We start from the raw sequence: 12,153 nt of genomic DNA on the forward strand, positions 1-12,153 counted from the left end.
CATGGCCCGCAAGCATTCAAAGCACGGTCGCTACGACGACTTCGACCCGCCCGAGGAACAGGCCCCGCCACCGGTGCCGTGCTGGCTGTGCGGTCGGCCGACCGGCAGCACGATCGTGTGGCATCACCCGATCCCCAAGAGCCGGGGCGGGCGCGATGTGGTGCCGATGCACGGCATCTGCCAGCAGACGCTGACGGTGAACTTCACCAATTCGGAACTGCAGCGCATCGGCATGGATGTCGAAAAGCTGCTCGACAACCCGGCGATCCGCAAGTTCGTCGACTGGGTGGCGAACAAGGACCCCGACTTCACCGCGACTATTTCCAAGAAGCAGCGGTGAGCCGGGGTCTCTGAAGCTCAGGCATTCCCCATCGGCACGTTCGACAGGTCGTGGCTGATCGCTGCGGCGGTGGCCTTGAGGTCGTCGAGATAGGTCTCGAGCGCGGTCGAGAGCTTCATGGCGGCGACGAAGAAGACCATGGTCATGGCGGCTTCGAAATGGCCGTTGCGGAAGATCGGGACGGCGATCGACGAGGTCTTGCCCGGCGTCAGGTTGAAGTGGTTGCGGCCCTGCACGGCATAGCCATCGGCGCGGATGCGTTCGACATCGAGGCTGACTTCGGCGGTGGCGAGGTAGTTCAGGTCGATGTCCTGCGAGACGCGCATGAAGCGCAGGATCATCTCGCGCTCCTCGTCGTCGGCGAAGGCCATCGAGACCTTGCCCGAGGCGCTGTCGAGGATCGGCAGGGTGAAGCCGGGGTAGTAGTGCTCGAACGTGAGCGAGGAGTTGGCGTGGGTGCTGTCGCGCAGCATCATCTCGCGGCCGACGCGGATGGCGATCGACACCGGCCAGCCGGCGCGCGCGGTGAAGGCGACGATGTGCGGGCGGGCGATGCGGACCAGTTCGTCATCGTGCTGGAATCCGGTGGCCAGCGTCTGCACCAGGGCTGTGGCCCGATAGCGCTTGCGGGCGGGTTCCTGCTCGATCAGGCCTTCGTAGAGCAGCGTCTGCACGATGCGGCAGGCGGTGGGGTAGGGGACTTCGGCGGACTTGGCGATTTCCATCATCGACAGCGAGCCGTGGCGGTTGATTGCCTTCAGCGCGGCGATGGATCGCGTGATCGACCGGATAGGAACGCCTTTTTCCATGTGAACGACTCCCCTTGGCATCTTTGCTTTCGCGCAGACTGCCAAAGGAATGTCATATGACCGAATTGTTCAAGCGTTTATCCGCTTGTCGGATAAAACCGTCTGCAATTCGGAACAATTACCACGCCGGCACAATGACCTGCCGGACGGCCTTGCCTTGGGCCAGCTTGTCCATCAGCTCGTTGATTTCCTCCAGCGGGCTGACCGAGGTCAGCAGCTTTTCCACCGGCATCCGGCCCGCCTTCCACAAGGCGATGTAGCGCGGAATATCGCGCGAGGGGATGGACGAGCCCATGTAGCTGCCGATCAGCGTCTTGCCCTCGGCGACGAGGGACAAGGCATTGATTTCGAGCGTTTCTGCCGGGTTGGGCAGGCCAACCGTGACGATGCGCCCGCCGCGCTTGGCGGCCTTGTAGGCATGGGCGAGGACGGCGGCCTTGCCGACCGTCTCGATCACGACGTCAGCGCCAAACAGGTCTGCGTCTTCGCCCGGAGCGACGGCAGCGGCGGCACCCAGTTCGAGCGCGAGCGCACGCTTTTCGGGGAAAGGATCGACCGCGACGACGGGTTGGGCACCCGCAGCCAGGGCGCCGAGCAGCGCGGCAAGGCCGACGCCACCGAGGCCGTAGATCAGCACGGATTCGCCGGGGCGGACCTGCGCCGTGTTCATCACCGCACCCACGCCGGTGAGGACGGCGCAGCCGAACAGGGCGGCGGTCTCGGGCGGGATGTCCTTGTCGATCTTCACCAGCGAGCGGCGATCGACCACGGCCTGCGTAGCGAAGGCCGAGACGCCGAGGTGGTGGTGGACGTCCTGTCCGTCACAGGAGAGGCGCGAGCCACCCTGCATCAACTCGCCCTTGCCGTTGGCGGCAGCGGCATTGGCGCAAAGGTAGCCCTGGCCCGAGGCGCAGGCGACGCAGTGGCCGCACGAGGGCAGGAACACCAGCACGACGCGGTCGCCTACGGCAAGGCTGCCATCGCCTTCATCGCCGAGCGCCAGCACGGTGGCGGCAGCTTCATGGCCGAGCGCCATCGGCATCGGGCGGGGACGGTCGCCGTTGATGACCGAGAGATCGGAGTGGCACAGCCCTGCCGCGTCGATCCGCACCAGAACTTCGCCGGGCTTGGGATCGGCGAGTTCGAGGGTCTTTACCTCGAGCGGCTTGTTCGCCGCATAGGGCGCTGGGTTGTTGCCGCTCCGGCTGAGGACGGCGGCGGCGATGCGGCGCGTTGTCATGCCGGAACTTTGCCCCACTTCTTCTCGAAGGCCCAGACGTCCTCGAAGCCGATCAGCGAGCAGAACTCCGAGAAGTCGAACAGGCCGTCGGGCTGGCCGACGCCGTGGTCCTTGAGATCGCGCAGGACCTTTTCCATCGCGGCTGCAGCGGCAAGGCTGGTGAGCGAGGGATAGATGGCATAGGCATAGCCGATTTCGGCAAGCACTTCGGCAGGCGGGACCGGGGTCTTGCCGTGGTTCGACATGTTGGCCATGCAGGGCTTGTCGAGCACGGCACAGGCCTTGCGCATTTCCTCTTCGCTGTGGAGCGCTTCGGGGAAGAGCACGTCGGCCCCGGCCTTGGAATAGGCTTCAAGGCGGCGCAGCACCCCGTCGAGGCCTTCGCTCTCGCGCGCATCGGTGCGGGCGATCACGACGAAGTCCTCGCTCTCCCGCGAGTCCACGGCGACCTGGATCTTCTCTACCATGTCCTCGGTGGAGATCAGGCGCTTGAACGGCGTGTGGCCGCACTTCTTGGGGAATTCCTGATCCTCGATCTGGATCGCTGTGACGCCCGAGGCTTCATAGCCCTTCACGGTGTGGTGGACGTTGAGGAGGCCGCCGTAGCCGGTGTCGCCATCGGCGATGACCGCCGCGTTGGAGGTGCGCGCCAGCGTCTCCATGCGGTTGCGCATTTCGGTGTAGGTGGCGATCCCGGCATCGGGCAGGCCCCAGGCCGAGGCGGTCAGCCAGTAGCCGGTGCCATAGACGATATCGAAGCCGACCTTGTTGGCGATGACCGCAGTGATCATGTCCTGAATGCCGGGGACGACGAAGAACTTTCCGGAGTTCAGCTTCTCGCGGAGAATGGGATTGGCCACTGATCTGGTCCTTATGCTGCGGTAAAGCCCACCCCGCTGCGACTAATCTCACCTGCGGTTCGATAAGTCTCGCGCCCCTCCCGCCTGCGGGAGGGGTTGGGGGTGGGTTCTTGTTATGCGTTCGCCCAGCGCGGAGCCTTGGGGGCAGGGAGCCCCGTTTCGGCAAGGCAGTTGGCGCGCAGGGTTTCGATGTCGGGACCGAAGTTGAACACGCCGATCTCGCCGCGTTCGGCACGCAGCTTGGTGCGCAGGGCTTGCGTTGCGGCAGCATCGACCGCGCCATCCTTGAGCACCACGCCATAACGCAGCGCGCCCTTTTCGGTGACAAGGCCCTGCGCCAGTTCGACCGCCAGCAGTTCGGGATCGCGCTCCAGCGGATCGCCCCAGCCGCCGCCGCCCCAGGTGATGAAGTGGAGGCGGTCACCCGGTTCGACCGGATAGTCCTCGATCTTGTTGCCGACGACGATCTCGGTGCCATCGGCCTTGATCAGGACCTTGCGGGCGCGGGCGCCGGGTTCACCGCCGTTGACGCCCCATGGCGGCACGAACCAGCGGTCGTCATGGATGGCGATGGTGCCGGCTTCGAGGAACTTGTAGACCATGTCGATGCCGTTGCCGCCACGGTGCAGGCCCGCGCCGCCAGAATCGGGCACGGTCTCGTAGCGTTCGATCACCAGCGGGAAGTAGCGTTCGAGGAACTCGTTCGGCACGTTGGTGAAGCCGGGGAACAGCGAGTGCCCATCCGGCCCGTCACCCAGCGGACGGCCGGGAATACCGCCGAAGCCGATCTGGAACAGCTGGAACCACTTTCCGGCCTTGTCGGTGCCGGCGTAGAACAGGTGCGGCGAGGAGGAGAACCCGGCGGCGTTGAGGAACTCCGGGGTCTTCTGGCCGAGGAGGCCGCCGAGGATATCGAACAGGCGGCCGAGCACGTGGGTGCGGCCCGAAAGTGCTGCCGGGAACTTGGGCTTCAGGAGCGATCCTTCGGGGATGCGCACGTCGATCAGGTCATAATAACCGTCGTTGAACAGGATCTGCGGATCGAAGATCATGATCATGTAGATGCCGAAGAACATGCGCATCATGTTCTCGTTGAGCAGCATGTTGATCGAGGCCTGGCTCTGCGGATCGGTCCCGGCAAAGTCCAGCACGACGCGACCGTCCTCGCGCCACATCGTGCATTTGATCTTGTAGGGGCCATAGCCCATGCCGTCGTCGCAGATGTAGTCCTCGAAGCTGACCTTGTCTTCGCTGATCGAACTGGCGATCAGCTGCTTCATCGCGCGGTGGTTGCGTTCGAGCAGCATCGTCGTGGCCGAGGTGAACACGTCGTCGCCGAAGCGCTCGGCCATTTCATAGACGCGGCGGGCGGCGACGCGGCACGAGGCGATCAGGGCGTTGAGGTCGGCCTTGCACCAGTCCGGGGTGCGGGTTTGGTGCATGACCAGCTTGATCAGGTCCTCGTTGTACTCACCGCGCTTCCAGATCTTGACCGGCGGGATGCGCACGCCTTCCTGGAAGATCGAGGTGGCGTGGATCGGCATCGAGCCGGGGACCATGCCGCCGATGTCGCTCTGGTGGCCGAACATCGAGGTATAGGCGATCAGGCGGCCGTCCTTGAACACCGGCAGCAGCACGAGCCAGTCGTTCGAGTGGCTGATCGCGCCCTGCACCGAATAGGGGTCGGACAGGAAGATCAGGTCGCCGTCCTCGACGGTGCCGTCATAGCCATCGAGGAACGGGCCGATGTAGGAGCCGAACTGGCCGACGATCATCTTGCCGGTGTGATCGGCGATGAGCGGGAAGGCGTCGCCCTGCTCGCGGATGCCCGGAGACATCGCCGTGCGCACAAGCGTTGCGTCCATCTCGATACGCGCGTTGCGCAGCGCGTTCTCGATGATGTCGAGCGTGACCGGATCGACGGCCACGGCGTTGAAGGGCGTGGTGTTGGCCTGGATGATCTGTGCGGGCATGGTGCTATCCGTTCTCAGGCAAGATTGATCAGGATGTTGCCGACATGGTCGACGGTGCCGACGCAGCCGGCTTCGATCAGCGTGGTGGAGTCCATCTCGGTGACGATGGCAGGGCCGGGGATCACGTCACCCGCGCGCAGCTTGGCTCGGTCGTAGATCACGGCAGGCACCATCGCGCCATCGGCCCAGAGTTCATGGTCGCGCACCTTGGCGGCAATCGGATCTCCGTTGCCCTGCTCGAGCGGCGGTGCGGGCAGATCGAGCGCGGGGCCCATGGCGACGGCGCGCAGGTTCACCAGTTCGTGCGCGGAGTCCATGTTGAAGGTGAACAGGCGCTTGTGTTCGGCATCGAAGCGGTCGGTCACACCTTTCAGACCATCGCGGCGCAGGACCTCGGCGTCGATCGACAGTGGCACTTCGAAGGCCTGCCCTTCATAGCGGATGTCGAGTTCGAACAGGCTGGTGACATCTGCCTCGCTGATGCCCTCGGCGGTCAGTTCGGCGCGGGTCTGTGCGGCCATGTCCTCGAGCAGGGCGATGACTTCGGCTTCGTCGGTTTCGTCAACGCGGCGGCTGAACGAGCGCGCGGTTTCGGTGCGCATGCGCGTGGTGGCATCGCCCAGCGCGCAGAGCACGCCGGGGCTGACCGGCGAGACGGCGGGCCACGAACCCATCAGCCTGGCGACGGCGTTGACGTGGAGCGGGCCAGCGCCGCCGAAGCCCATCACCGCGAAATCGCGCGGGTCATAGCCCTGTTGCACCGAGATCATGCGCAGCGCGCCGAACATGTTCTCGTTGACGATGTCGATGATGCCGCGTGCGGCTTCCATCAGCCCGATGCCCAGCGCGTCGGCAATGGTCTGCACGGCCTTCTTGGCGCCTTCACGGTCAAGTTTGAAGGTGCCGCCCAGCAGGTTCTCAGGGAGATAGCCAAGCACGACGTTGGCGTCGGTCACGGTCGGCAGGGTGCCGCCCTTGCTGTAGGCCACAGGGCCGGGAACCGCGCCTGCCGACTGCGGGCCGACGCGCAGCGCGCCGGTCAGTTCGGGCACGTAGGCGATCGAGCCGCCACCTGCGCCCACGGTCTTCACGTCGAGTGCCGAGGCGCGGACCGAGAGGTGCCCGACTTCGGTGGTGCGCTGGCGACGGGCTTCGAGGTTCTCGATCAGGGCGACGTCGGTGCTGGTGCCGCCCACGTCGAGCGTGAGGATGTTCCTGATGCCTGCATTGCGGCCGACCCAGATTGCCCCGGTGACACCACCGGCGGGGCCGGACATCAGCAGTGAGACAGGATGTTCTTCGGACTTCTCCGAAGACATCAACCCGCCGTCCGAGCGCAGCAGCGAGAGCGATCCGGCCATGCCAGCGCCGCGCAGGCTGTCGCGCAGGTTGTGGATATACTTGCGCATCACCGGGCGCACCGCCGCGTTGGCGACAGTGGTCAGCGTGCGTTCGTACTCCTGCATTTCGGGCAGGACCTCGTGGGACAGCGACATCGGCACGCCGGGCATGATCTCTGCCGCCAGTTCGCCGATACGCTTTTCATGCGCGCCGTTGAGGTAGGCGTTGATCAGGCTGATGGTCAGTGCTTCCACGCCGCTGTCGCGCAGGGCGACAAGGGCTTCGCGAACCTGCACTTCGTCGAGCGGTTCCAGCTCGTTGCCTTGCGCATCCATGCGCCCGCGCACTTCGACGGTGTCCTGCAGCGCGGCCAGCGGCACCGGCTTTGGCCAGACGATCCACCCGGCAAGTCCGCCCGGCACGAACGAGCGGGCGATCTGCATGACCTGGCGATAGCCGTCGGTGGTGACGAGGCCGACGCGGGCGCCCTTGCCTTCGAGCACGGCGTTGGTCGCCACGGTGGTGCCGTGGAGGAAGAATTCGACGTCAGCGGGCGAAATGCCTGCCTTCTCGCAGATGGCGGTGACGCCGTTCAGAATGCCTTCCGAACTGTCGTGCGGGGTCGACGGCGTCTTGTTGCGCCAGAATTCGCCGGTGCTCTGGTTGAACAGCAGGAGGTCGGTGAACGTGCCACCCACGTCCACGCCCAGTCGATAGGTCATATCTACCCCGATCGCTTGTATCTCGCGGCGGAATCGCCGTCGTTGGTTCTCGGGGCCGATTGCTATGCCTGCGCCGTGCTCGCGCCTCGGTCTCGCGCCAAGTTATCCGCCAAGCGGCTTTTTGCGGTCGCCCAGCGGGGACACCGGGCGAGAAGTTTTCGCTGGTCGGATAGGTGAGGGGCCGTGCTGTTCGCATGGCCTTGCGAAGTGTCGATTGCGCGCAGGACAGATTGCAAGGGACGTGCAGGATGGCGGCGTGGCTGGTGGTGACGGCGAAGATCAAGGATCGCGAGGCGTTCATGGCCTGCGGATACTCGCAGCGGGCCGCCGAGATTCTCGAACAGCATGGCGGTCGCTACGTGATCCGCGCGCCGGGAGCGCAAGTGCTCGAGGGGCAGGGGGCAGACGGCGCTTCGGTGGTGGTCTCGGAATGGCCGAGCCGCGAGGCTGCGCTCGGCTTCTACAATTCGCCCGAATATGCCGAGGCCAAGCGGCTGCGCGAGGGGCTGGCCGAGATCGACGTGACGCTGGTGGGGGCGTGAGAATTTAATTGTCCTATAGTTGATACAAATCAACAGCTCTCGATCCGGTTGGTGTCAGGTTCGATTCGTCGAGGTCAGTGCGGGGGTGCCCCGCCGACCACGAACCTTTCACAACCGAGGAGGGCTTATGAAGGACAAGATTCCGCCACCCTATACAGCCTTGCAGCGCCATCCGATGATGCCGCAGGCGAGCCACGACGAGGCTTCGCGGTTCAATTTCCTGACGCTGTTCAACCGCTATCTTTCGGGTGAGATCGGGCGGGGCAATCGCGTGGCCTATGAAACGCGCGTGCTGCCGGCCTTCAAGGTGATCCACGGGCGCGAGCCGGAGAGCCGCGAGGAAATCCGCGTGGCGATGAACCAGGACCCGTTCCATCGCATGTGGTCGGCGCTGAAGCGCAATTCGATGGAAATGCGCCAGCAGAACGGCCGCCAGATCGTGTTGCGCCAGCTTGACGAACTGGATGCGAAGGCTCGGGCTTTCAACGCTGCTTCCGGCCTGCTGGAACTGGACCCGAGCGTCGAGCAGCCGGTCTATGCCACTTGCGTCGACATTCACTGCCAGCCCGGCGGCTATCACGGGGGCGAGCGCGAGGGCGACGTGACCGTGGGCGCGAACTATGACGTCGGCCTGTTTGCGACGACGGGCGGCGCGCTCGGCAGTCTCAACGATGGTGGCGGGCAGGCCGTGGTCGGCTGGGTCAAGGCCAATCGCCCGGACTGGCAACCAAAGCGCATCCTCGATGTGGGGTGCACCGTAGGTCACAATGCAGTGCCCTTTGCGCAAGGTTTTCCCGATGCAGAAGTGACCGCGATCGACACGGCGGCGGCATCGCTGCGCTATGGTGCGGCGCGTGCAGCGGGGCTGGGCGTCACGAACATCCGCTTCGTTCAGGCCAGTGGCGAAGACCTTTCGCGGTTTCCGGACAACCACTTCGACTGGGTGCAGACGACGATGTTCCTGCACGAGCTTTCGGCGGAATCGATGCCGAAGATCCTCGCCGAGTGTGCCCGCGTGCTCAAGCCGGGCGGTCTGTTGCTCCATGTCGAACAGCCGCAGTACGGGCCGGACATGCCGCTTTACGAGCAGTTCATCCGCGATTGGGACGCCTACAACAACAACGAACCGTTCTGGTCGGCCATGCATGGCGTCGATCTGAAGGCGGTGATGGCGCAGGCCGGATTCCCGCTGGACCACCAGTTTGTAACCGGTGTGCGAGCAATTCCCGACAAGTCGCTGTTCCCGGCATCGCCCGATGGCGATGAGGAGGATTACGGACGCGCTGCGATCTGGAACGCCTACGGCGCCTGGAAGCCAAATCAGGACAATGGGTTAACCAGCGGAGCAAAAAAGGAGATTTCGGCATGACGCAGGAAATCGACTGGATCGCGCGTTCGGGCGCTCGCGCCAAGGGCGGACGGCCGGCCTTCTTCGACGAGATGGCGGTCGACCGGCTCTTTTCGCTGGCGTTGTCGCTGACGGCCGAACTGGCCGCGACGCGGGAACGCCTTGATACCGTTGAACGGCTGCTGGAGGCGCAAGGCTCTCTCAGCCGGGATGCCATCGAGAACTTCAGGCCGGACATGGGGGCCGGTGAGGAACGAGGCATCGCCATGAGGGCATATATTGCCCGCGTCATGCGCGGCTTCCAGCAGGAAGTCGAAGCCATGGAGAACCCCGATCCGCCGGTCACCGACTGGGTGGAGCGGCTTTCCCGAGGCTGACGCGCAGTGGCTTAGTGGCGGCTTCCGCATCAAAGGGGAAAGTCGTTGATCGAAGAAGTACTGGTACTGCGCTGGGTCCACATCGTCTCCATGGTCTATTGGCTGGGCGGCGAATGGGGTGTCTTCCAGACAAGCTTCAACATCATCAATCGCAAGCTCTCGATGGAGGAGCGCCGGCGGCATATGGAAACCGCCTATCGCATCGACATCCTGGCGCGCACCGGTATCATCATGCTGCTGCCGCTGGGGCTGCACATGGGCAATATCTATGGCCTGCAGCCCTACGGCGGTGGTTACCTGACGGCGATGTGGGTGTTCGTGGCGGGCTGGCTCGCCCTGTGCTGGTCGGCGTTCATCTTCCGCGAAACCGATCGCGGCGTGATGCTGACCAAGCTGGACGAAAAGATCCGCTGGGTGCTGATCCCGACGATCTTCGTGGTCGGCATCTCCTCGCTGCTCGGCCATGGGCCGTTCGAGGCGGGCGAGGGTTCGCGCTGGTATGCCACGAAGTTTACGCTGTACGGCTTCACCCTGTGCATCGGCCTTGGCCTGCGCTGGATCATGCGCCTGTGGACGGTGCGCTTCCGCCGCCTCGCCGAAGGTCCGAACCCGGCCGAGGAAGCGGCGCTGGAGCGCGAGTTCCTCTACGGACGCCTGATGGCCTACGTGTACTGGATCACGATCTCGGGCATCTGCTTCCTGGGGACGGTCAAGCCGTTCTGATCGGGGCAGAATTTGCGAAAAAGGGGAGGGCGGTCCGTTGGGCCGCCCTTTCTATTTGGGCGCGGCGTCCTCGCGGGCGAGCTGGGCATCGAGCAGCGTGGCGTACTTGTCCGCCATGGCCTTGCAGGCTTCCGGAGTGCGCATGGGATCGGGCGTGGTGCCAGCCCGTCTTGCAGCAGCGCGCAGGTCGGCGCCGGAATGGTCGGCGTGATTGGAGAGGAGCACGTCGCAGGGCTCATCGCGCAGCATGGCGATGCTGCGGCGGAAGGCGGCGACGAGTTCCGGGTGGTCGCGGTAGCGGTAAGTCCCGGCGGTGAGGGAGTTGAGGCTGGCGGCGAAGAACACCTTGGCGCAGCCGCTGGCGGGGGTGCAGGTCTGCCACGACCAGCCCATCGATCCGGGCGTGTGCCCCGGCATGGCGCGGGCGGTGATGCTGACGTTGCCGAAGCGCAGGCGCTGGCCGTCCTTCACGATGATGACGTTGCGGACCGGGGCAAAGGCGATCAGGCTGGCGCGCTGCGGGTCCTCGTCGCCACTGATGCCGTGGCGCAGCGCTGCGGCGGTGGAGGCCGAGGCATAGACCCGCGCGCCGCTCTCACGCACGATGGCTGCGATGGCTCCCGCGTGATCATAATGGGGTTCGGTGACGAGCAGCCACCTCACCTGATCGATCCGATAGCCGAGTTCGGCAAGATGGGCGCGCAGCACCGGCAAGCCCTCGGGCAGACCCGCGTCGATCAGGACAAGGCCCTTGCCGGTGTCGATGACGCCCTGTTTGACCCACTTAGGCCCGATGTAACCCAGCTTTGGGAACACGCGCAGCGGCGCGTCCGGTTGAAGCCAGAGCGTTGCGTCGGAGCCGGTAATGGGCCGGGTCAGCGGATCGTCCCCGCGCGTTGCCCCGCTCAGGAGCGCAGCGGCGAGGACGAGTCCTGCCCGGTGCATCAGTTGCGGTATTCTTCCTGGCGCTGCGTCAGCAGCTTGCGCGGATCGCGGGCGCCTTCGGGATTCACGCGGGCGAGCATTGCTACCCAGTCCTTGGGCATGTTGGCGTAGCTGGTTTCCTTGCGGCCGACGCTGCGCAGGCACTGCGTGCCCATGCCGGCGGGCATCTTCCACCAGCGGGCGTAATCGGAAAGATCTGTGCCATAGCCGGTCGCGCTGGCGCAGTGGACGCGAGGGTTCAGCGCTTCCCGGGCGGGGCTGGTGATCATCGTCATGTCGTTGAGGCGGCGCGGCGGAAGGCCCGGCGTCTCGGTGTCGGCGGCGGTGTGCTGCTGGAAGCTGATCTGGTCGCCCATGTGGTAGAACAGCTCGGGCACGTGTTCGGCCTTGAACGAGGTGTTGCCGATCTTGCCATCGAAGATCAGGTCGTTGGCGGCGCTGTAGCGCACCTTGGTCGGACCGACCGGAACGAATGGAACGTCGACCATTTCACCGGTCAGCGGGTTGCGCAACTGGTCCGAACGCTCGTTGGTGCCGGGTGCGGTGCGGAAGCCGAGTTCGTAGGAGGTCAGTTCCATGCTGCCGTCGGCCAGCGGGTTCACCTGCATCACCGCGCCGAACACCAGTTCGCACAGCGGGGTGAGCTTGGCGCCTTGCTGGGCATAGTTGCGGCCACGGAACCACCAGTAGACCACGCCGGGATCGGTGCGCAGCCGCATGCGGCGGATCATGGCGATGCGCGCGGCAGGGTCTGTCGGGATGCCTTCCTCGCGGATCAGCGAAGCGCCTAGCGCGGGTGCTGCGCCGAGCAGGCCGGAACCCGCCAGCGCCGCGCCGGTCAGCCCGGCCCCGCCGAGCATGGTGCGGCGGCTGAGGAGGAAGGTCTCGTCGCTGCTGTCGAAATCGGTCATCGGCTTGTTCCCCACAAATGGC

12 protein-coding genes are annotated in these 12,153 nt (G+C 65.1%); 5 read left to right on the plus strand and 7 right to left on the minus strand.

Annotation, left to right across the window (positions count from 1 at the left end; translation table 11 throughout):
- Position 1: 1 nt before the first annotated feature.
- Positions 2–340 (plus strand): hypothetical protein, encoded by a 339-nt coding sequence (locus tag I2488_RS00300; RefSeq protein WP_196273816.1) that lies wholly within the window; start codon positions 2–4, stop codon positions 338–340.
- A gap of 17 nt (positions 341–357) precedes the next feature.
- Here I2488_RS00300 and I2488_RS00305 read toward each other — a convergent pair whose 3' ends face one another.
- The 5 genes from I2488_RS00305 to I2488_RS00325 form a co-directional block, all read right to left on the minus strand.
- Positions 358–1,149 (minus strand): IclR family transcriptional regulator, encoded by a 792-nt coding sequence (locus I2488_RS00305; protein WP_196273817.1) that lies wholly within the window; start codon positions 1,147–1,149, stop codon positions 358–360.
- A 118-nt stretch (positions 1,150–1,267) separates the two neighbouring features.
- Complete coding sequence (locus I2488_RS00310; protein ID WP_196273818.1) at positions 1,268–2,389, minus strand: zinc-binding dehydrogenase; 1,122 nt, start codon at positions 2,387–2,389, stop codon at positions 1,268–1,270.
- Complete coding sequence (locus tag I2488_RS00315) at positions 2,386–3,249, minus strand: isocitrate lyase/phosphoenolpyruvate mutase family protein (RefSeq protein ID WP_196273819.1); 864 nt, start codon at positions 3,247–3,249, stop codon at positions 2,386–2,388. The genes I2488_RS00310 and I2488_RS00315 overlap by 4 nt, the downstream gene beginning before the upstream one ends.
- A gap of 113 nt (positions 3,250–3,362) precedes the next feature.
- Positions 3,363–5,222, minus strand: a complete 1,860-nt coding sequence (locus tag I2488_RS00320; protein ID WP_196273820.1) for a hydantoinase B/oxoprolinase family protein — start codon at positions 5,220–5,222, stop codon at positions 3,363–3,365.
- A gap of 14 nt (positions 5,223–5,236) precedes the next feature.
- Positions 5,237–7,285 (minus strand): hydantoinase/oxoprolinase family protein, encoded by a 2,049-nt coding sequence (locus tag I2488_RS00325; RefSeq protein ID WP_196273821.1) that lies wholly within the window; start codon positions 7,283–7,285, stop codon positions 5,237–5,239.
- Between the two features lie 248 nt (positions 7,286–7,533).
- Here I2488_RS00325 and I2488_RS00330 point away from each other — a divergent pair, with 248 nt between their 5' ends.
- The 4 genes from I2488_RS00330 to I2488_RS00345 all read left to right on the plus strand — a co-directional run bounded on the left by I2488_RS00330 (position 7,534) and on the right by I2488_RS00345 (position 10,275).
- A complete protein-coding gene (locus tag I2488_RS00330) occupies positions 7,534–7,827 on the plus strand; it encodes a DUF1330 domain-containing protein (protein ID WP_196273822.1) in 294 nt (97 codons plus the stop codon).
- Between the two features lie 127 nt (positions 7,828–7,954).
- Positions 7,955–9,196, plus strand: coding sequence for a class I SAM-dependent methyltransferase (locus I2488_RS00335; RefSeq protein WP_196273823.1), 1,242 nt, complete (start codon positions 7,955–7,957; stop codon positions 9,194–9,196).
- Entirely contained in the window at positions 9,193–9,552 is a 360-nt protein-coding gene (locus I2488_RS00340; protein ID WP_196273824.1) for a hypothetical protein, read from the plus strand. Before I2488_RS00335 ends, I2488_RS00340 begins: the two co-directional genes overlap by 4 nt.
- Before the next feature lie 45 nt (positions 9,553–9,597).
- Positions 9,598–10,275, plus strand: a complete 678-nt coding sequence (locus I2488_RS00345) for a hypothetical protein (protein WP_214652135.1) — start codon at positions 9,598–9,600, stop codon at positions 10,273–10,275.
- A 51-nt stretch (positions 10,276–10,326) separates the two neighbouring features.
- Here the strand turns inward: I2488_RS00345 and I2488_RS00350 are convergent, their stop codons facing one another.
- Together I2488_RS00350 and I2488_RS00355 are read right to left on the minus strand one after the other, a co-directional pair.
- A complete protein-coding gene (locus I2488_RS00350; protein ID WP_196273825.1) occupies positions 10,327–11,220 on the minus strand; it encodes an MBL fold metallo-hydrolase in 894 nt (297 codons plus the stop codon).
- On the minus strand, positions 11,220–12,131 hold the full coding sequence (locus tag I2488_RS00355) for a DUF1838 family protein (protein ID WP_196273826.1): 912 nt from the start codon (positions 12,129–12,131) through the stop codon (positions 11,220–11,222). The genes I2488_RS00350 and I2488_RS00355 overlap by 1 nt, the downstream gene beginning before the upstream one ends.
- Between the last annotated feature and the right edge of the window lie 22 nt (positions 12,132–12,153).

Origin of the sequence: Novosphingobium jiangmenense, from assembly GCF_015694345.1 — a bacterium.
In the GTDB taxonomy this organism is placed as follows: Bacteria; Pseudomonadota; Alphaproteobacteria; order Sphingomonadales; family Sphingomonadaceae; genus Novosphingobium; species Novosphingobium jiangmenense.

Bases quoted from the DNA above. Each gene is read 5' to 3' on its own strand.
- I2488_RS00300 (WP_196273816.1), top strand. From the start codon at position 2: ATGGCCCGCAAGCATTCAAAGCACGGTCGCTACGACGACTTCGACCCG.
- I2488_RS00305 (WP_196273817.1), bottom strand. From the start codon at position 1,149: ATGGAAAAAGGCGTTCCTATCCGGTCGATCACGCGATCCATCGCCGCG.
- I2488_RS00310 (WP_196273818.1), bottom strand. From the start codon at position 2,389: ATGACAACGCGCCGCATCGCCGCCGCCGTCCTCAGCCGGAGCGGCAAC.
- I2488_RS00320 (WP_196273820.1), bottom strand. From the start codon at position 5,222: ATGCCCGCACAGATCATCCAGGCCAACACCACGCCCTTCAACGCCGTG.
- I2488_RS00325 (WP_196273821.1), bottom strand. From the start codon at position 7,285: ATGACCTATCGACTGGGCGTGGACGTGGGTGGCACGTTCACCGACCTC.
- I2488_RS00330 (WP_196273822.1), top strand. From the start codon at position 7,534: ATGGCGGCGTGGCTGGTGGTGACGGCGAAGATCAAGGATCGCGAGGCG.
- I2488_RS00335 (WP_196273823.1), top strand. From the start codon at position 7,955: ATGAAGGACAAGATTCCGCCACCCTATACAGCCTTGCAGCGCCATCCG.
- I2488_RS00340 (WP_196273824.1), top strand. From the start codon at position 9,193: ATGACGCAGGAAATCGACTGGATCGCGCGTTCGGGCGCTCGCGCCAAG.
- I2488_RS00350 (WP_196273825.1), bottom strand. From the start codon at position 11,220: ATGCACCGGGCAGGACTCGTCCTCGCCGCTGCGCTCCTGAGCGGGGCA.
- I2488_RS00355 (WP_196273826.1), bottom strand. From the start codon at position 12,131: ATGACCGATTTCGACAGCAGCGACGAGACCTTCCTCCTCAGCCGCCGC.